This is a genomic window from Bradyrhizobium sp. CIAT3101 (assembly GCF_029714945.1).
Taxonomy (GTDB): domain Bacteria; phylum Pseudomonadota; class Alphaproteobacteria; order Rhizobiales; family Xanthobacteraceae; genus Bradyrhizobium.
In genome coordinates this window covers 7,437,500-7,456,329 of record NZ_CP121634.1, presented here as the reverse complement: position 1 = coordinate 7,456,329, position 18,830 = coordinate 7,437,500, and the positions used below count along the sequence as shown (strand labels likewise).

The window sequence follows — 18,830 nt, the reverse complement described above, 5'->3', positions numbered from 1 at the left end:
GGAATGAACGAGATGACAACTTTGCGACCAGTGATCGTGACCGGCGCTGCCGGCTTTATCGGAATGCATGTCTGTGAACGGCTGTTGGCGCGTGGCGAACAGGTCGTTGGTATCGATGCGTTCACACCGTATTACGATCCGGCGCTGAAGCGCGCGCGCCTCGAAAAGCTCAAGCATCTTCCGGGCTTCAGCTTCCACGAGATCGACCTTGCCGATTTTGCCGCGGTGATCCGCGTATTCGATGAAGTCGCGCCCGATCGGGTTGTCCACCTTGCGGCGCAGCCGGGCGTACGCGCCTCGATCGATGATCCCATCACCAGCATCCGCGCCAATTGTGACGGCTTTGTCACCGTGCTGGAGGCCGGCCGGCGCCATGGCCTGGCGCATCTGGTCTACGCCTCGTCGAGCTCGGTCTATGGTGCCAACCGCACCCTGCCGTATTCGACCGAGCAATCGGTGAACCATCCGGTCAGCCTGTATGCCGCGAGCAAGAAGGCCAACGAACTGATGGCGCACACCTTTGCGCATGTTCACAAGCTGCCGGTGACGGGCCTGCGCTTCTTCACCGTCTACGGTCCGTGGGGCCGGCCCGACATGGCCGCCTATCTGTTCACGCGCGCGATCTTCGCGAATGAGCCGATCAAGATTTTCAATAATGGCGACATGTGGCGCGACTTCACCTATGTCGACGACATCGTCGAGGGCGTGATCCGCACCCTCGATCGGCCCGCAGCTCCGAATCCCGCGTGGAACGCGGAGCGGCCTGAAAATTCGTCGAGCTATGCGCCGTACCGCGTCTACAACATCGGCAACAACAGGTCGGTCAAGCTGCTCGAGTTCGTCGAGACGCTCGAGAAGATCATCGGCAAGCCCGCGATCCGCAAGCTGCTGCCGATGCAGGCCGGCGACGTCCTGGAGACGCGCGCCGACATCTCCGCCCTCCAGCGCGCCGTCGGTTTCGCGCCGTCGACGCCGATCGCGGAAGGCCTCGCGCGTTTCGTCGAATGGTATCGAAAGTACCACGGCGTGTGATCGCCGAAGCGAACGGCAAGACAACAAAAAGACTCGGGTGGCGACGGTTAAGGTTTGTTCGGCTTGCGAAGCAGCTTGCCCTAATGTTGGGCGTGCGACCGGATAGAGAATTGGTCTAGGGTGTTCAGTGAAACATCCGTCGTCAACGGAAAGAGTTTTTCATGCGAATCGCGATGATCGGCACGGGTTATGTGGGACTGGTGTCCGGAGCCTGCTTTGCGGATTTCGGTCACGACGTCACCTGCGTCGACAAGGACGAGAAGAAGATCGCTGCGCTTCACCGCGGCGAGATCCCGATCTACGAACCGGGCCTGGACGAACTGGTCGCGACCAACGTGAAGGCCAAGCGCCTCGACTTCACCACCGACCTGTCGAAGCCGGTCGCGGATGCCGATGCCGTGTTCATCGCGGTCGGCACGCCGTCGCGTCGCGGCGATGGCCATGCCGATCTCTCCTACGTCTACGCTGCCGCGAAGGAGATCGCGCAGTCGCTGTCCGGCTTCACCGTCGTCGTGACGAAGTCGACCGTACCGGTCGGCACCGGTGACGAGGTCGAGCGCATCATCCGCGAGGCCAATCCCAAGGCCGACGTCGTCGTCGCCTCCAATCCGGAGTTCCTGCGCGAGGGCGCCGCGATCCGCGACTTCAAGTTCCCCGATCGCGTCGTGGTCGGCACGTCCGACGAGCGCGGCCGCAAGGTGATGGGCGACATCTATCGTCCGCTGTCGCTGAACCAGGCGCCGCTGATGTTCACCGCGCGCCGCACCGCCGAGATGATCAAATACGCCGCCAACGCGTTCCTCGCGACCAAGATCACCTTCATCAACGAGATCGCGGACCTCTCGGAAAAGGTCGGCGCCAACGTCCAGGAAGTCGCGCGCGGCATCGGCCTCGACAACCGCATCGGCACAAAATTCCTGCATGCCGGTCCTGGCTTCGGCGGCTCCTGCTTCCCGAAGGACACCAAGGCGCTGATCAAGATCGCGCAGGATTACGACGTGTCCTTGCGCATCGTCGAATCCGTGCTGGCGGTCAACGAGAACCGCAAGCGCGCGATGGCACGGAAAGTCAGCCAGGCGCTCGGCGGCTCCTTGCGCGGCAAGACCATCGCCGTGCTCGGCCTCACCTTCAAGCCCGACACTGACGACATGCGCGACGCGCCGTCGATTCCTCTCGTGACCGGCCTGATCGACATGGGCGCAAAGGTGAAGGCGTTCGACCCGGTCGGCATGGAGCAGGCCAAGGGCGAACTGCCCAACATCACCTATTCCGAGGATGCGTATTCCTGCGCACAAGGCGCCGATGCAATCGTCATCGTCACCGAATGGGTGCAGTTCCGCGCGCTCGATCTCGACCGGCTGAAGAGCGTCATGGCGCAGCCCGTCGTCGTCGACCTCCGCAACATCTACCGCCCCGAAGAGATGGCCGAGGCCGGCTTCGTTTATGAAAGCGTGGGACGGTCGTCCCAGGCTTAGGGTCCCAGGCTCAGGGTCCAAGCCTGACCGATCATGCCGAGTTGATCATCGCCCGCCTCATCGTGAGGCGGGCGAAATCGTTTCCGATGCGATATGATGCGGGCGCGCCTGCCGCGATGGAGACTGCCATGACCGACGACACCCACACGATCCGCAGTGGCTCCCTCACCGCGACCATCAAGGCGCACGGCGCCGAGATGTGCTCGCTCAGGCACGAGGACGGCACCGAATTCGTCTGGCAGGCAGGTCCCGCCTGGGCGCGCCATGCGCCATTGCTGTTTCCGATCGTTGGGCGTCTCGCCAATGACGAAATGCGATACCGGGGCAAGACCTACCGGATGACCCAGCATGGCTTCGCGCGCGACAGCCGTTTTGCCTGGACGGAGCGTGGCGAGAACCGTTGCGCGCTCGTGCTCGAGGACAGCGAGGCGACGCGTGCGCTCTATCCGTTCGCGTTTCGGCTGACGGCGGCCTATGCGCTCGATGCGTTCGGTCTCGATCTCTCGCTCACGGTCGCCAACACCGGCAAGGAGACGCTGCCGGTGTCGCTCGGTGGCCACCCCGCTTTCAACTGGCCGCTTCGCCCTGGTGTGCCGAAGCAGAGCTACGCGCTGACATTCACGCACGAGGAGCCGTCCCCGGTTCACCGTGTCGAAGGCGGCCTCCTGCTCGCGGATACGGATCCGAGCCCGGTCCGAGGCACTGTACTTCCTTTGTCGGAAGCGCTGTTCAGCAGCGACGCCGTCATCCTCGATCCCGTCAACAGCCGCGGGGTCCGCTATGCCGCCACGGATGGCACCGGGCCCTGGCTCAAAATGTCCTGGCGCGGCTTTCGCGAACTCGGCGTCTGGTCGAAGCCGTCAGGCGCGCCGTTCCTTTGCATCGAACCCTGGCGCGGCTATGCCAGCCCCAAGGCGTTCGACGGCGAATTCAGCGACAAGCCGGGCTTGATGCACATCGCACCCGGCGCTGAGGAGCAGTTGTCGTTTCGGGTCGACGTGGGAATATCCTAGAGCATGATCCGGAAAAGTGTGAAGCGGTTTTCCGGAAAGATCATGCGCAAACAACAACCTGAAGCGCGATGAAGATTCATCCACATCTCATCGCGCTTTGCTCTCACACCTCGATGCGCGTCAGGTCTTCGCCGAGCACGACGGGACCTGAATAATCCCGCCGGACATCCGCAAGGAGCGCGTTCAGCATGGTGTCGTCGGTGCGGGGACGGTGATGGGTCAGCGCCAGCTTCTTGACGCCTGCTTTGGCCGCGATCTTGCCGACGGTGTCACCGCAAGCCAGCGTGTATTTCGCAAGCCGCCGGAAATGGTCGTTGTTGATCTCCGGCGTCGCGAGAAAGCAGACTTGCACGAGCAGGTCGGCGCCCTCAGCCAGCCGCTCGAGGCCGGGGCAGGGGACGGTGTCGCCCGAAATCGCAATGACCTTGCCGTCCGCCTCGAAGCGATAACCGAGACACATCCAGCGCGCGAGAAACGCCGGTGACATGTCGAGCCCGTCGCCATGCGAAACGAGCTCGGCGCTGATCTTCCAGCGACCGGTATCGAGAACGGGGCCTGGAACGATGTCGGTTGCGACCACCGGTTTCCAGCCGCCGAACGTCGGCTCGCCCTGGTCGCGCCAGGCGATGTCCTTGTCGTAAACCTGCGTCACCAGCGTGTTGACGAGCCGTTCGGTATCCGGTGGCCCATAGATTCGCAGATCGTCCTTGCGCCCATGCATCCAGGAATTCAGCATCACGTCGTAGAGGTCGCCGATGTGATCGAAATGATGATGGGTGAGAAAGACCGTGTTGATGGCGCCGAGCGGCACGCCGGCCTTGCTGAGCTGCACCATGACGCCGCGGCCCGCGTCGAACAGGATGTTCTCTTCGCCGAGCCTGATCAACGTCGTCGTTGCCATGCGACGTGGGTCCGGGCGCGGACCGCCGGTGCCGAGCAGAATGACTTCCATGGCGCTTACTCCCGTATGCAACTCGTCGGTTTGGTCAAATGAGGTTCGAAGGCGGTGCCGGTCAGATCGAAGCGGACGTTACGTTAACCAGCAGTTGAATCCGAATTCGGATGAACGGAATTGTCGGTGCCGGGTGCGGCCGGGGCCGGTCCGGCGAGCCAGGTCCACACATCCATGCGCTCAGTGAGAAGTGTGGGCCAATTCATACTTAATACTGCAATACCGTGACCTATATTGTTTGGGCGAAACAAGAAGCCTAGTATTCCGGCAGGCAGTTTCGGGGGCTCGAATAAGCCGTGAATGTTCGTTCACATGACAACGCATCACGCGGCGACTCGAATTTTCGAGCCGGGTCGCAGGCACACAGGACATCCAACATCGTGGCTGATTCCGCACTTCAGGAATTGCGTCCCATTGGGCGCGAGCGATTGATCGTGGTCGAAGACGATCCGGTAACCCGCACGATGCTGGTCGGTTACTTCAGCGAGAACAATTTCGACGTGATCGGCGCCGGGACCTGCGCGGAATGTCGCCAGGCGCTGCGCGCGCGTACCGACCTCGTCTTCCTCGACGTGCAGTTGCCCGACGGTGACGGCTTCGAGCTCGCCAAGGAGATCCAAGCGACCAGCAATGCGGGCATCATCTTCGTGACCCGCCGAGACACCGACGTCGATCGCATCCTCGGTCTCGAGATCGCCGGCGATCACTACGTCACCAAGCCGATCAATCTGCGCGAACTGCTCGCGCGTGCGCGCAGCGTGTTGCGGCGGCGCTCGATCGACCGCAAGGCGGCGCGCAACCATAATTCGATCGCCTTCGGCGACTGGATCATCGATCTGACGCGGCGCGAGCTGCTCGGCAGCGACGGCAAGCCGGTGGCGCTGACGCGCGCCGAGTTCGATCTGCTCGCCGCACTCGTCGGTGCGGACGGACGGCCGCTCAGCCGCGACTATCTGATCGAGGTCGTCAGTAACCGCCAGGCCGAGGTCGACATCCGCACGGTCGATGCGCTGGTGGCGCGGCTACGCCGCAAGCTGGTCGGCAGCGGTACGCCTGTCATCGCCACCGTCACCGGTGTCGGCTACAAGCTCGCGCTCAGCGAACGGCTCTGATCCCATCTCGCGAAAGACCTGATCGCCCGCGCAGCTATCGTGTGCGGGCGCTTTGATCCGTGGTGATTTGCCGCGTCGCTGCCGCGAGCTGGTCGTCGACCGCATAGAGCGTGCAGGTCGGCGACCATTTCATGCAGGCCGCGAGCGAATCGCGTTGCGCATCGTCCACGGTGGTGCGCCCCGAGCGCCAGCCGTAACCGCCATTGGGCGACACCGCGAAAGCCTTGTGCGGCGTGGTGCTGGCGAGATAGCGCGCAAACTCGGCTTTCGCCGCCTCACTGAAATGGCCGGGCGGCGGCAGCGGGTCGGGCGGGCTCAGAATGTCGTGGGCGAGGGCGCGCTCGCGCAGGAAGGCGTCGAGATAAGGCGTCCATTGCGGGCGGCCCGCCACGGAATAGAGGTAGTGGCCGTCGTCGCCATAGGACGGCGCGGAGACGAATTTCGCGTTGCCGCCATTGGCGCGAAAGGCGGCGTAGAGGCGGCGCGCCAGATCCGGGCCGAAGTAAAGGTCGTTGGCCGCGTAGACCCACAGCATCGGCACCCGCGAGGTCTTGCCGAAGCTGGCGAACGCCTGCACCAGCCCATCCTCGTTGCAGACGTCTTCGTCGTCGTCGCGCGAGCCGCGGCCGCCGGCGAAGCTGATCGCGGCGACGAGACCGGGCGGCGGCTGCGCGGTCAGGGCGACGGTGGCGAGCCCGCCGGCGGAATGGCCGGCCGCGATCATGCCTGTCGTGGTGACGTCGGCCCGGCGCGCCATCGCATCGATCGCGGCGCGCAAATCCGAAACCGCTACCGCGGCCGCCGGCAGATAGGCGGCATTGGCGCAGCCGCCGACGCTGTCGACCCGGCCGCCGGGCGATGTGCCGTAGCCGCGCCGCATCACGATCAGGGCGGCGAAGCCGCGCCGGGCATATTCCAGCGCAATGCCGTAATATTCGCGCGCGTTCATGGTCGCGCGATCGCCGAAGCTGCGCGGCGTGCCATGGCTGAGCAGCGCCAGCGGATAGCGCTTGGTCCCGGCCGGGCGAACCAGAAACGCCTCCAGCCCCTGCGGTCCGGCTTCCGCCATCGGGATGCGCAGATCCTCGACGTAGAACTGGGCGGCGCGCGCCGGCGCGTTGGCCAGGGTGAGGCCCATGGCGAGGCTGGCGATCAAAATAAACGAGAGCCAGTGAAACCGCGTCATGCGCCGACTCGAAAAGGTCCGATTTAAAAGAACACCATAGCACGATCTCAGGAACGGCCACCCCATCGCGCGGGTTGTGGTTTGGCGCAAGGCCCGCCGATGCTATGGTGTGGCGCAATCTCTGGACGGCAGGACGAGGATATTTCAGTGGCTGACATTCATCCCGCGGCGGGCAAGCTGGTTTCGCCGGACGCGCTCGCCAACATTCCGCGGCTCGTGACGGCCTATTTCGCGGGCAAGCCCGACGTCGCCGATCCTGCGCAGCGGGTGGCGTTCGGCACCTCGGGCCATCGCGGCACCTCGTTCAAGAACACCTTCAACGAAGGCCATATCCTGGCGACCACGCAGGCGATCTGCGACTACCGAAAGGAGAAGGGCCTCACCGGTCCGCTCTTCATCGGCATCGACACCCATGCGCTGGCCGAGCCTGCGCTTGCGAGTGCGGTCGAGGTGTTCGCGGCGAACGGCGTCGAGGTGATGATCGACAAGGACCACGGCTACACGCCGACGCCGGTGATCTCGCACGCGATCCTCACCTACAACAAGGGCCGCACATCGGGCTTGGCCGACGGCGTCGTCGTCACGCCTTCGCACAATCCGCCGGAGGACGGCGGCTACAAGTACAATCCGCCGAATGGCGGCCCGGCTGACACCGATGTGACCGGTGTCGTCGAGAAGCGCGCCAACGCCTATCTCGCCGATGGCCTCAAGGGCGTGAAGCGCATCGACTACGCCAAGGCGCTGAAGTCGTCGAACGTTCATGCCTACGACTACATCACCCCCTACGTCGCCGATCTCGGCAACGTCGTCGATCTCGAGCTCGTCAAATCCGCCGGCATCAATATCGGCATCGACCCGCTCGGCGGCGCCGCCGTGCATTACTGGCATCCGATCATCGAGCGCTACGGCCTCAAGGCTACCGTCGTGAACGAGGCGATCGACCCGACCTTCCGTTTCATGACGGTCGACTGGGACGGCAAGATCCGCATGGACTGCTCCTCGCCTTACGCGATGGCGAGCCTGATCGCGATGCGCGACCGTTTCGACGTCGCCTTTGCCAACGACACCGATGCCGATCGCCACGGCATCGTGACGCGCACCGGCGGCCTGATGAATCCGAACCACTATCTGGCGACCGCGATCTCCTATCTGTTCGCGCACCGGCCGCACTGGAGCAAGGATGCCGCGATCGGCAAGACCGTGGTGTCGAGCTCGATCATCGACCGTGTCGCGAAAAAGCTCGGCCGCAAGCTGGTGGAGACGCCGGTCGGCTTCAAATGGTTCGTCGACGGCCTCGTCAGCGGCGGCTTCGGCTTCGGCGGCGAGGAGAGTGCGGGCGCCTCGTTCCTGCGCCGCGACGGCACGGTGTGGACCACCGACAAGGACGGCATCATCCTCGGCCTGCTCGCCGCCGAGATCATGGCCAAGACCGGTCGCGATCCGAGCCAGTTGTTCAATGATCTCACCGCCGAGCTCGGCGTCCCCCATTACGCGCGCATCGACGTCGCCGCGACCGGGCCGCAGAAGAACATCCTGAAATCCGTCACACCGGAACAACTCGGGTTGAAAGATCTCGCCGGCGATCCCGTCCGCTCCACGCTGAGCAAGGCGCCCGGAAACGGCCAGCCGTTCGGCGGCATCAAGGTCGAAACGGATTTCGGCTGGTTCGCGGCGCGGCCGTCCGGGACGGAAGACGTCTACAAGATCTACGCCGAGAGCTTCCGCAGCACCGAGCACCTGAAGCGGATTCAGCAGGAAGCGCAGGCGGGCCTGGCGAAGGTGTTCGGCGCGTAACGGCCGAGGCGGCCTTTCTCTTTTACCCTCCCCTGGAGGGGGAGGGTCGATGCGCATGCAGCGAAGCGAAATGCGCAGCGGGGTGGGGTGAAGGTCCCTCCGCGATGAACAGTGCCCGTATGGAGAGATCACCCCACCCCGGCGCTTCGCACCGACCCTCCCCCTCCAGGGGAGGGTAAGCGAGGCTCTTGTATCCATACCGAATACATAAAGGTATTATGGTAGGCATTTTTGCCCTTGAACGATTCTATCCTTCCGCTATTGTATACATAACGCATACATAAGCCCTGGGAGATCGCCGGTGACAAAACCCTTCCCCATGAACGCCTGGTACGCCGCCGCGTGGGACGCGGAGGTGAAGCCGGCGCTGTTGCCGCGGACGATCTGCGGCAAGCACATCGTGATGTACCGCAAGGCCGACGGCTCGGTCGCTGCTCTTGAGGATGCCTGCTGGCACCGCCTGGTGCCGCTGTCCAAGGGCCGGCTCGAAGGCGACACCGTCGTCTGCGGCTATCACGGCCTGAAATACAATGCGCAGGGCCGCTGCACCTTCATGCCCTCGCAGGAGACCATCAACCCGTCGGCCTGCGTGCGCGCCTATCCCGTGGTCGAACGTCATCGTTACATCTGGCTCTGGATGGGCGACCCCGCGCTCGCCGACCCTGCGCTCGTGCCCGACATGCACTGGAATCACGATCCGGCCTGGGCCGGCGACGGCAAGACCATCCGCGTCGCCTGCGACTACCGCCTCGTGCTCGACAATCTCATGGACCTCACCCACGAGACGTTCGTGCATGGCTCCTCGATCGGCAATGACGCAGTCGCCGAAGCGCCGTTCGATGTCACCCATGGCGAGAAGACGGTGACGGTGACGCGCTGGATGCGCGGCATCGAGGCGCCGCCGTTCTGGGCCAAGCAACTCGGCAAGGGAGGCCTCGTCGACCGCTGGCAGATCATCCGCTTCGAGGCCCCGTGCACCATCGCCATCGACGTCGGCGTCGCGCCAACCGGCACCGGCGCGCCCGAAGGCGACCGCTCGCAGGGCGTCAACGGCTTCGTGCTCAACACCATCACGCCCGAGACCGAAAAGACCTGCCATTATTTCTGGGCCTTCGTCCGCAACTACCAGATCGGCGAGCAGCGCATCACCACCGAGATCCGCGATGGCGTCTCCGGCATTTTCCACGAGGACGAGCTGATCCTGGAAGCGCAGCAGCGCGCGATGGACGAGAATCCGGATCGGATCTTCTACAATCTCAACATCGACGCCGGCGCGATGTGGACGCGCAAGCTGATCGACCGGATGGTGGCGAAGGAAAACCCGCCAACACACCTCCAGGCCGCGGAGTAATCCAGGTGAAGGCAGCGCCCGAGCGTGAGGTCGACCGCTCCGTCTCGCAGACCGTGAAGGCGCAGCTCGCGCTGCGTGACCAGATCCTGTCGGGCGCCTTGCGCCCGGGCGAGCGCATCTCCGAGCTGCAGGCGGTGGAGACCACCGGCGCCTCGCGCACGCCGGTGCGCATGGCGCTGGTGCGGCTGGAGGAGGAGGGCCTGCTGGAGGCGATCCCCTCCGGTGGCTTCATGGTGAAAGCGTTTTCGGAGCGCGACATTTCCGATTCCATCGAGCTGCGCGGCACGCTGGAGGGCCTCGCCGCGCGCTTTGCCGCGGAGCGCGGCGTCTCCGCGCGCGAGCTCGAACCTCTGAAAGAGTGTCTCGCCGCGATCGACGATCTGCTGCGGCAAGTGCCGATCTCGATCGAAGCCTTCTCGTCCTATGTCGCGCTGAACGCGCGCTTCCACGCGCTGCTCACCGAATTGTCGCGCAGCCCGCCATTGGTTCGGCAGATCGACCGTGCCTCGGCGCTGCCGTTTGCGTCTCCAAGCGGCTTCGTGATGGCGCAGTCGGCGCTGCCCGAGGCGCAGCAGATCCTGATCATCGGGCAGGAGCACCACCGCGTCGTGATCGACGCCATCGAGAACCGCGAGGGTGCGCGCGCCGAAGCCGTGATGCGCGAGCACGCGCGGCTCGCGGTGCGAAATTTGCGGCTCGCGTTGCGCAACCGCACCCATCTCGATCTCCTGCCGGCGCTCGCGCTGATCAAGACCGCAACCGATTGAGGGCAATGCCATGCGCTTCATCGAAACCTGGATTCCGGCGACGCTGGTGTCGACGCGCGATCTTTCGCCCGGCATCCGCGAATTCTTGATCCGGCCGGATCAATTCGACGGCGCGGCCTATCCGGTCGGCAGCCATATCAATGTCAGCGTCACCATCGACGGCTTACCGGAGACGCGGTCCTATTCGCTGGTCGGCGAAGCCTCGCCGCAGGGCTTCAGGATCGCGGTGCGCCGCGCCGAGGATTCGCGCGGCGGCTCGCGCTACATGTGGCAGCTCGCGCCGGGCGCGCGGCTCGACATCACCCGGCCCGCCTCGCTCGTCGCGGTCGATTGGGCGCGCGAAAACTATTGCCTGATCGCCGGTGGCATCGGCATCACCCCGATCCTCGGTGCCGCGCAGGCGCTGGCGCGCCGCGGTGCAAGCGTTACGCTGCACTACGCCGTGCGCGGTCGCGCTGACGCTGCCTATCTCGACGATCTCGCGCGCCTGCTCGGTGACCGCCTGGTCGTCCATGCCAGCGATGAAGGCAAGCGGCTCGACCTCGACACGCTGTTCGCCGCGTTGCCGAAGGGCACGCTGACGCTGTTCTGCGGCCCGATGCGCATGCTTGATGCCGCCCGTCACGCCTGGATCGGCGCCGGCCATCCGCTTCCCGATCTCCGCTACGAGACCTTCGGCTCCAGCGGCTCGCTGCCGACCGAGACCTTTCGTGTGCGCCTGAAGGGCTCCGACGTCGAGCTCGAAATCCCGCGCGAGCGTTCGATGCTGGATGTCCTCAACGCCAGCGGCTTCGAGGTGATATCCGACTGCAAGCGCGGCGAATGCGGCCTCTGCGCCATCGACGTCGTCGATGTCGACGGCGAGATCGACCATCGCGACGTCTTCTTCAGCGATCACCAGAAGAGCAGCAACCAGAAGATCTGCGCCTGCGTTTCGCGGGCGCGCGGGACGATCACGGTGGATACGCTGTTGCGGGCGGATGCGGTCTGAGGCGGCCTACGCCGCGAAAATCGCCCGCAGCTTCTTCGAGTTGAGCAGCGCCTGCACGCCATCGGCCGACACCGGCCGGCCGATCAAATAGCCCTGCACCTCGTCGCAGGCGATCTGGCGCAGATATTCGAGCTGGTCGGCGGTCTCGACGCCTTCGGCGACGACGTCGATGTTGAGGTCGCGCGCCAGCGAGATCACCGATTTCACGATCGCGGCGCAGTCCGGCTGCACCAGCATGTCGCGGATGAAGGACTGGTCGATCTTGATGCGGCTGAACGGCAGCTTGCGCAGGTATGTCAGCGACGAGAAGCCGGTGCCGAAATCATCCAGCGCTACCGTGGCGCCGAGCTCGAGCAGCGCATTCAGGATCGAGGCGGCCGAGCCGTATTTCGACAGCAGCATCGATTCCGTGATTTCGATCTCGAGCCGGTGCGGCGCGACCCTGGCGTCGGCCAGCGCCTGCACGATGGTCTGGAGGATGCTCGCGTTGTGAAACTGCGCCGCCGAGAAATTCACGGCGACCCGGATGTTCTCCGGCCAGTCTGACAGCGTCGCGCAGGCGCGGCGGATCACCCATTCGCCGATCTCGTGGATCAGCCCGGTCTCTTCGGCGATCGGGATGAACTCGCTCGGCGGCACCAGGCCGCGCGCGGGATGCTGCCAGCGCAGCAGCGCCTCGAAACCGGTGATGCGGTTGTTGCCGAGATCGAGGAACGGCTGGAACACCAGAAACAGCTCGTTGCGCGCGACGGCGCCGGCGAGGTCCGCTTGCAGGGCCTTGCGGTCGCGTGAGGCCCTGTCGTCGGCTTCCTCGAAGAAGCAGACCGTGCCGGGGCCGGCCTTCTTGGCGCGATAAAGCGCGGCGTCCGCATTCTTCATGATGTCGAGCGGCGTGTTGCCGTCGCGCGGCGCCAGCACGATGCCGACGCTGGTCGCGCCCACGATCTCGCAGCCCTCGATCAGCAACGGTTCGGCAAAGGCCGCGACGAAGCGCTCGGCGATCTCGAGCGCATCTTCGGGCCGCGCCAGATTGGCCATCACCAGCGCGAACTCGTCGCCGCCGATGCGGGCGACATGCTCGGCCGCGCGGGTGCAGCGTTGCAGCCGGCTTGCGACCTGCACCAAAAATTCATCACCGGCGGGATGGCCGAAGCGGTCGTTGACCTCCTTGAAGCGGTCGAGGTCGAGCAGCAGCACGGCGAATTCCTCGCCGGACAGCGCAAGCCGCTTCAGCGCGCCATCGAGCGTCTCGTTGAAGGCGACGCGATTGGGCAAATGGGTGAGGGGGTCCTGGCGGACGATGCGCTCGGCCTCGATCTGCCGCATCACCCGCCGTGCAAATCCGATCGAATTGACGAACACGCCGCGCAGCAGCACGCTGCCATAGACCACGACCAGGAAAGCGATCAGCAGGAAGGCGAGGTCGCCGTTCCGGCTGAGGCAGATGGCGATGCCGACGAAGATCGGGGCAGTGAACGCGATGGCCGCGATCGGGATGGTGGCGAAGGCGAGCGCGCCGCCGGCCAGCATGCCCGAGCACAGGCAGGTGATGACGAGCTGGCCGCCGGTCGAAGCATTTGCAAAGAAGGCGACGGGGACGATGCCCCAGGCAGTGCCGAGCACGAAGGCATTGCGCACCAGCCGGTGCATGGCGCGGCGGGAGACGAATTGCGGCTTTGTGATCCGGCGCGAGGCGTGGGATTGCAGGCCGAACGCAATCGCGGCGCCGGCGACAGCGATGGCCCAGATCAGGGCAGGGATGCGGTCCGGTGACTGCCACAGCGCAATGGCGAGCACGGTGGCGTTGCAGGCATTGGCGAGCATGATGCCGACGGAATAGCCGAGCACCAGCGACATCTGTTCCGCGCGGATATGGCCGGCGACGGCTTCGTCGGTTGCGGGACCGCCAAAGGCTGACAGATCGCCGGCAAACAGCCTTGCGACATAGTTGGTCAGTTGAGTCCGCATTCCAGGGCCTAGCAGCATGAGCCGTTTGTCCGGCTCGATCCGGAAAATTCACCGCAAAACTTTGACGAACTATGAATTATCCCCGATTGCCGCAGTCGCCGCGACCACTTCTGCGTGTTCGTGTCGCAGTATCGATAACAAATCGATACAAATGCGGCGCTCCGCGTTACGGCTGTAACGATAGGCCGAGCGTCCGCCACTCACTCCGCTGTCATGCCCCGCGAAGGCGGGGCATCCAGTACGCCGTGGTCTATCGAGGAATCGCGACGGTCTCGGAGTACTGGATCGCCCGGTCCTGATGGGCAATTGCGCATAAGGCCGGGCGATGACAGCGGTGTTCGGGACGCGAGTCTCAATCAGACCAGCCCCTGCTCGGCCAGAAAATGCGTGAGCGTATCGGTCTGCTCGGAGCCGACGAAGGCGCCGATGTAGCCGTCGGGACGCACCCGGAAAGCCTCGGCCTGGTCAGGCGGCACGCCAGCGAAGCCGATCGCCATGTCAGCGAAGCCGCCGTCACGCCGAGCGGAAAGGCGATGACGGACGCGGTCGACCGGGCACGCGAACGGATTGTCGAGGAAATGTTTGCGAGCTGTTGCGCGTTCTCAGCCAGCGCACGAGCGCGCTCTCATCGCACCTTTGTGCGTCGAAATACGACGATTGGTATCGGATTGCCGCAGAGTGTTGCCGCGCCGACATAGTGTGAACCATCGGTTCCCCCTATCAATCCAGGCGCGACTTGGAATGCTGGAATGCCGGTGGTTGGAATGGGAATGAAGCGTCTGCTGCTCGCGACCTCGGCGCTGGCGAGCTGCCTGTTTTCGGTTTCGGCACAGGCCCAGAGTGTGTGGCACGGCTTCGGCAACTCGACAGCCACCAGCGATTACAATCTCGACACGAACTGGTCGAATCCGCCGGCGGGCGCTCCGCCAATCAATGCCGGCCAGTCAGCTCAATTCACGGGAGGGGGCAGTACGACCATCACGGTCACTGCCGGCCCGATCACCCCGGATTCGTGGACGTTCGGGGCAAACGCCAGCAACTACGCTTTGTCGGGCGCCGACGTGAACTTCAATGGCGCCGGACCGAACCTCGTCAACAACGCCAATACCGGTCAGAGCATCTCGATCAGCAACAACATGACGGGAGCGGGCATCTCGCAGGCCGGCGCCAGCACGCTGACGCTGAGTGGGACCAACTCGTTCACGACGACGAGTGTCTCGGCCGGCACCCTCGCCAACAGTGGCACCCTGACGTCTGCCGTTTCCGTCACGAACAGCCTCGCGACCTACGAAAACACCGGCACGCAGAATGGCGGCCTCGACAACAACGGCGTCACGCGCAATTCGGGCACGCTGAACGGCGGCTTGATCAATTCGGGTGGTTATATTCAGTTTGCCGGTTCAACCAATGGCGGGCTGACCAATATTAACTCGGTCGGCGCCCATGCCGGCGCCTTCAACGGCGCGATCGACAATAGCACCGGCGGTCTCTTCGAAATCTTCGGCACGGTCACCAGCGACAGCACGTTCACCAACAGCACCACCTCGTCTGTCCTGTTTTTTTCCAGCGGCTCTTACACCGTCGCTGGACTGATCACGAACTCGGGCACCGATCCGGCCGGAGGCATCGCGGTAAGCGCCGGCTCGACCCTCAACGCCAACGGCGGCCTGACCAACAACGCCAACGCGACGATCGTGAACAGCGGCGGTACCGTGACCGGCAACCTGAGCAACGCGGGCATCGTCACCAACAGCGGTGCGATGGGCGCGGTGACCAACACCGGATCGTTCGACAACCAGAGCGGCGGTTCGATCACGACGCTGACCAACAATGCCGGCACGTTTACCAACGAGAGCGGCGCGACCGTCTCCGGCGCGGCGACGATCTCCGGCGGCACCGTGACCAACGCCGGCACGTTTTCCTCCACGCTCGGCCTGACCGGCGGCACGTTCACCAACAACGCGGGCGGTCAGGTCCAGGGGATGACCACGATGAGCTTCGCCACGGTGAACAACAACGGCACGATGGCCGGAGTGACCATCAACGCGGGAACGCTCAACAACAACAACGGTGGCACGATCGCGACGGTGACGGCCAGCGATGGTAATTTCCGCAACTACGCAGGTGCAACGGTCTCCGGCGCGGTGTCGATCTCTGCTTCAAACATCACGTTGAACCACGGCACATTCGCCAGCACGCTTGACGCGACCGGCGGCATTTTCACGAACGCCGCCGACGGCCAGGTCCTGGGCGCGACGACGCACAGCGGCGGTGGGATGACCAACTACGGCACGATGGCCGGCGTGACCAACTCGTTCGGGAGTTTCACCAACTACGACACCGGTTCGATTACGACGCTGACCAATAGCGGCGGCAGCTTCTATAGTTTAGGGACGGTCTCCGGCGCTGCGACTATATCTGGAGGCAGCGTGGTAAATCACCAAGGTACGTTTGCGAGCACGATCGGGCTGACGGGCGGCTCGTTTGAGAATGATTCTGGCAGTGTGGTCCAGGGCGCGACGACGAACAATGGCGGCGCGGTGGGCAACTACGGTACGATGGCGGGGGTGACCAACGCCTCCGGAACGTTCGGCAACAACACCGGCGGCTCGATCACGACGCTGAACAACAATGGCGGCACCTTCACCAACGATACCGGCGCAACGGTCTCCGGCGCGGCGACGATCTCCGCGGGCAGCGTGACCAACGCCGGCACGTTCTCCAGCACGCTCGGCCTGACCGGCGGCTCGTTCACCAACAACACCGGCGGCCAGGTCCAGGGCGCGACGACGAACAACGGCGGCACGGTGAACAACAACGGCACGATGGCCGGCGCGATCAACATCTCCGGAACGTTCAACAACAATAACAACGCCACGATCACGACGCTGACCAACAATGGCGGCCTCTTCCAGAACGACAATCAGGGCAGGGTCACGGGCGCTGCGACCGTGTCTTCAGGCACCGTGCAGAATGCCGGTACGTTTGCGAGCACCCTCGGTCTGACGGGCGGCACGTTCAACAACTTCGGCACTGTTCAGGGCGCCACCACGAACAACGGCGGCACGGTGGGCAACGGCGGCACGATGGCTGGCGTGACCAACACGTCCGGAACGTTCAACAACAACGGCACCGGCTCGATCACGACGCTGAACAACAATGGCGGCACCTTCAACAATGACGCCACGATCAGCGGCGCGGCGACGATCTCCGGCGGCACGGTGTTCGTGACCGGCAGCGGGACCATCGGCGGCGCGGTGAGCCTCACCAATGCGGCGGGAACGCTCGATATCTCCGGCGTCACCACCGGTCTTTCGATTACGGATTTCTCGGGTGTGAGCGGAAGCACCGTGAACCTCGGCGCCAAGACGTTGACGATCGCGGGTGGCACGCAGACCTTTGGCGGTGCGATGCAGGGCGCCGGCAATCTGGTCCTGTCCAGCGGCGCGGAGACGCTGTCGGGCACCAGCAGCTACAGCGGCACGACCACGGTCAACGGTGGCACGCTCAGGGTCGATGGTTCGATTGCCAGCTCGTCGATGACGACGGTGAACGCCGCGGGCGCACTTTCGGGCGTCGGTATGGTGGGCAATGTCACCGTCAATGGTGGCTTGTTCGCGCCGGGCCAGGGCGTGGTCGGCGGGTCCATGACCGTGACGGGAAGCCTCGTCATGACCGCGGCCTCGACCTATCTCGTGGAGGTGACGCCGGCGACGTCCACCTCCAGCATCGTAACCGGTAACGCGAATCTCGGCGGCGCGACGCTGGGCATCAACTTCGCGGCCGGCAGCTACGTCTCGAAGCAATACACGGTCGTCGCCGCGAGCAGCATCACTGGCGCGTTCAATCCCACCATCCTCAGCCTTGGCCTGCCTGCGGGTTTTAGCATCAGCGCGAGCAACGACGGCACCCACGCCTATCTGAACCTCGTGCTGAACTTTGCACCGCCGTCAGGAAACCTGAACGTCAACCAGCAGAACGTCGGTAACGCGATCATCAACTTCTTCAACACGACCGGCGGGATCTCGATGGCGTTCGGCGGCCTGACGCCGGCCGGGCTGACGCAGCTCTCCGGCGAGGTCGGCAGCGCGCCGCAGCAGTCGACGTTCAACGCGATGACCCAGTTCATGGGCGTGATGACGGACCCCTTCGTCGCCGGACGCGGTGATCCCGTCAGCGCCGGCGGCGCACCGAATGCCTATGCCGAAGAGAGCCTGGCTTACGCCGCCGCCGGGAAGGGACGTTCGGCCAGCGCGCGCGACGCGTTCGCCGCCTACACCAAGGCTCCGGTGGCGCCGTCCTTCGAGCAGCGCTGGAGCGTCTGGGCCGCCGGCTTCGGCGGTGCGCAGCAGACCGACGGCAACAATGCACTCGGCTCCAACAACACCACCAGCAGCCTTTACGCGACCGCCGTCGGCGCGGACTATCGCGTGTCGCGTGACACGCTGCTCGGTTTCGCACTTGCAGGTGGCGGCACCAATTTCACGGTTGCCAACAATCTCGGCGGCGGGCGCTCCGACCTGTTCCAGGCCGGCGCGTTCTTCCGCCACAACGCGGGTCCCGCCTACATCACGGGCGCGTTGGCCTATGGCTGGCAGGACATCACCACCGATCGCACCGTGACCGTCGCCGGCGTCGATCGCCTGCGCGCCGAGTTCAATGCCAATGCCTGGTCAGGCCGGCTTGAGGGCGGCTATCGCTTCGTCTCGCAGGGCATCGGCCTGACGCCGTATGCGGCGGCGCAGGTCACCGCCTTCGACCTGCCGGCTTATGCTGAACAGGCGATCGCGGGCAGCAACCAGTTCGCGCTCGCCTATGGCGCCAAGAGCGTCACCGATACACGGAGCGAGCTCGGCCTTCGCACCGACAAGGCCTTCGCTCAGGACGACGGCATCGTCACGCTGCGCGGCCGCGTCGCATGGGCGCACGACTTCAACCCCAACCGCGCGATCGGCGCCACGTTCCAGACCTTGCCCGGCGCGAGCTTCGTCGTGAACGGCGCGGCGATGGCCTCGGAGACGGCGCTGGTCACCGCCGCGGCCGAGAAGAAATGGCTGAACGGCTGGTCGGCGGCCGCCACGTTCGAGGGCGAGTTCTCCAACGTCACGCGCAGCTATGCCGGAAAGGGCGTGGTGCGTTACGCTTGGTAAGGCTGCGGGCTTGAGGGTCACGAGCCGGCGTCCGGACGT

13 protein-coding genes are annotated in these 18,830 nt (G+C 64.7%); 9 read left to right on the top strand and 4 right to left on the bottom strand.

From position 1 onward, the window contains the following. Nucleotides 1-12 precede the first annotated feature (12 nt). The 3 genes from QA645_RS34800 (at nt 13) to QA645_RS34790 (ending at nt 3,520) form a co-directional block, all read left to right on the top strand. On the top strand, nt 13-1,032 hold the full coding sequence (locus QA645_RS34800) for an NAD-dependent epimerase (RefSeq protein WP_283045724.1): 1,020 nt from the start codon (nt 13-15) through the stop codon (nt 1,030-1,032). Between the two features lie 161 nt (nt 1,033-1,193). Beyond that, nucleotides 1,194-2,507: a UDP-glucose/GDP-mannose dehydrogenase family protein gene (locus QA645_RS34795; protein WP_254129209.1), complete on the top strand. Its 1,314-nt coding sequence runs from the start codon at nt 1,194-1,196 to the stop codon at nt 2,505-2,507. A 128-nt stretch (nt 2,508-2,635) separates the two neighbouring features. Next, nucleotides 2,636-3,520 carry an aldose 1-epimerase family protein gene (locus QA645_RS34790; protein ID WP_283045723.1) on the top strand — a complete coding sequence of 295 codons (885 nt, stop codon included), beginning with the start codon at nt 2,636-2,638 and terminating at the stop codon, nt 3,518-3,520. A gap of 103 nt (nt 3,521-3,623) precedes the next feature. Here the strand turns inward: QA645_RS34790 and QA645_RS34785 are convergent, their stop codons facing one another. Continuing rightward, nucleotides 3,624-4,472: an MBL fold metallo-hydrolase gene (locus QA645_RS34785; RefSeq protein WP_283045722.1), complete on the bottom strand. Its 849-nt coding sequence runs from the start codon at nt 4,470-4,472 to the stop codon at nt 3,624-3,626. 296 nt (nt 4,473-4,768) lie between these two features. Between QA645_RS34785 and QA645_RS34780 the strand changes: the two genes are divergently transcribed. After that, nucleotides 4,769-5,584, top strand: a complete 816-nt coding sequence (locus QA645_RS34780; RefSeq protein WP_254129212.1) for a response regulator transcription factor — start codon at nt 4,769-4,771, stop codon at nt 5,582-5,584. A gap of 34 nt (nt 5,585-5,618) precedes the next feature. Here QA645_RS34780 and QA645_RS34775 read toward each other — a convergent pair whose 3' ends face one another. Then, on the bottom strand, nt 5,619-6,770 hold the full coding sequence (locus QA645_RS34775) for an alpha/beta hydrolase (protein WP_283045721.1): 1,152 nt from the start codon (nt 6,768-6,770) through the stop codon (nt 5,619-5,621). 147 nt (nt 6,771-6,917) lie between these two features. On the opposite strand from QA645_RS34775, the gene pgm reads away from it, so the two are divergent. The 4 genes from pgm (at nt 6,918) to QA645_RS34755 (ending at nt 11,673) form a co-directional block, all read left to right on the top strand. Continuing rightward, the gene (gene pgm / locus QA645_RS34770; RefSeq protein ID WP_283045720.1) at nt 6,918-8,564 is read left to right on the top strand and encodes a phosphoglucomutase (alpha-D-glucose-1,6-bisphosphate-dependent); all 1,647 of its coding nucleotides are present in this window, start codon (nt 6,918-6,920) and stop codon (nt 8,562-8,564) included. Between the two features lie 301 nt (nt 8,565-8,865). Beyond that, complete coding sequence (locus QA645_RS34765; protein ID WP_283045719.1) at nt 8,866-9,915, top strand: aromatic ring-hydroxylating dioxygenase subunit alpha; 1,050 nt, start codon at nt 8,866-8,868, stop codon at nt 9,913-9,915. 5 nt (nt 9,916-9,920) lie between these two features. Then, nucleotides 9,921-10,682 (top strand): GntR family transcriptional regulator, encoded by a 762-nt coding sequence (locus tag QA645_RS34760; protein ID WP_254129216.1) that lies wholly within the window; start codon nt 9,921-9,923, stop codon nt 10,680-10,682. 10 nt (nt 10,683-10,692) lie between these two features. Continuing rightward, nucleotides 10,693-11,673: a PDR/VanB family oxidoreductase gene (locus tag QA645_RS34755; RefSeq protein WP_283045718.1), complete on the top strand. Its 981-nt coding sequence runs from the start codon at nt 10,693-10,695 to the stop codon at nt 11,671-11,673. Between the two features lie 6 nt (nt 11,674-11,679). On the opposite strand, the gene QA645_RS34750 is transcribed toward QA645_RS34755, so the two are convergent. Then, nucleotides 11,680-13,641: an EAL domain-containing protein gene (locus QA645_RS34750; RefSeq protein WP_283045717.1), complete on the bottom strand. Its 1,962-nt coding sequence runs from the start codon at nt 13,639-13,641 to the stop codon at nt 11,680-11,682. Between the two features lie 356 nt (nt 13,642-13,997). Continuing rightward, nucleotides 13,998-14,138 carry a hypothetical protein gene (locus QA645_RS34745; protein ID WP_254192239.1) on the bottom strand — a complete coding sequence of 47 codons (141 nt, stop codon included), beginning with the start codon at nt 14,136-14,138 and terminating at the stop codon, nt 13,998-14,000. 273 nt (nt 14,139-14,411) lie between these two features. On the opposite strand from QA645_RS34745, the gene QA645_RS34740 reads away from it, so the two are divergent. Next, entirely contained in the window at nt 14,412-18,791 is a 4,380-nt protein-coding gene (locus QA645_RS34740) for an autotransporter domain-containing protein (RefSeq protein WP_283045716.1), read from the top strand. Nucleotides 18,792-18,830: the final 39 nt, after the last annotated feature.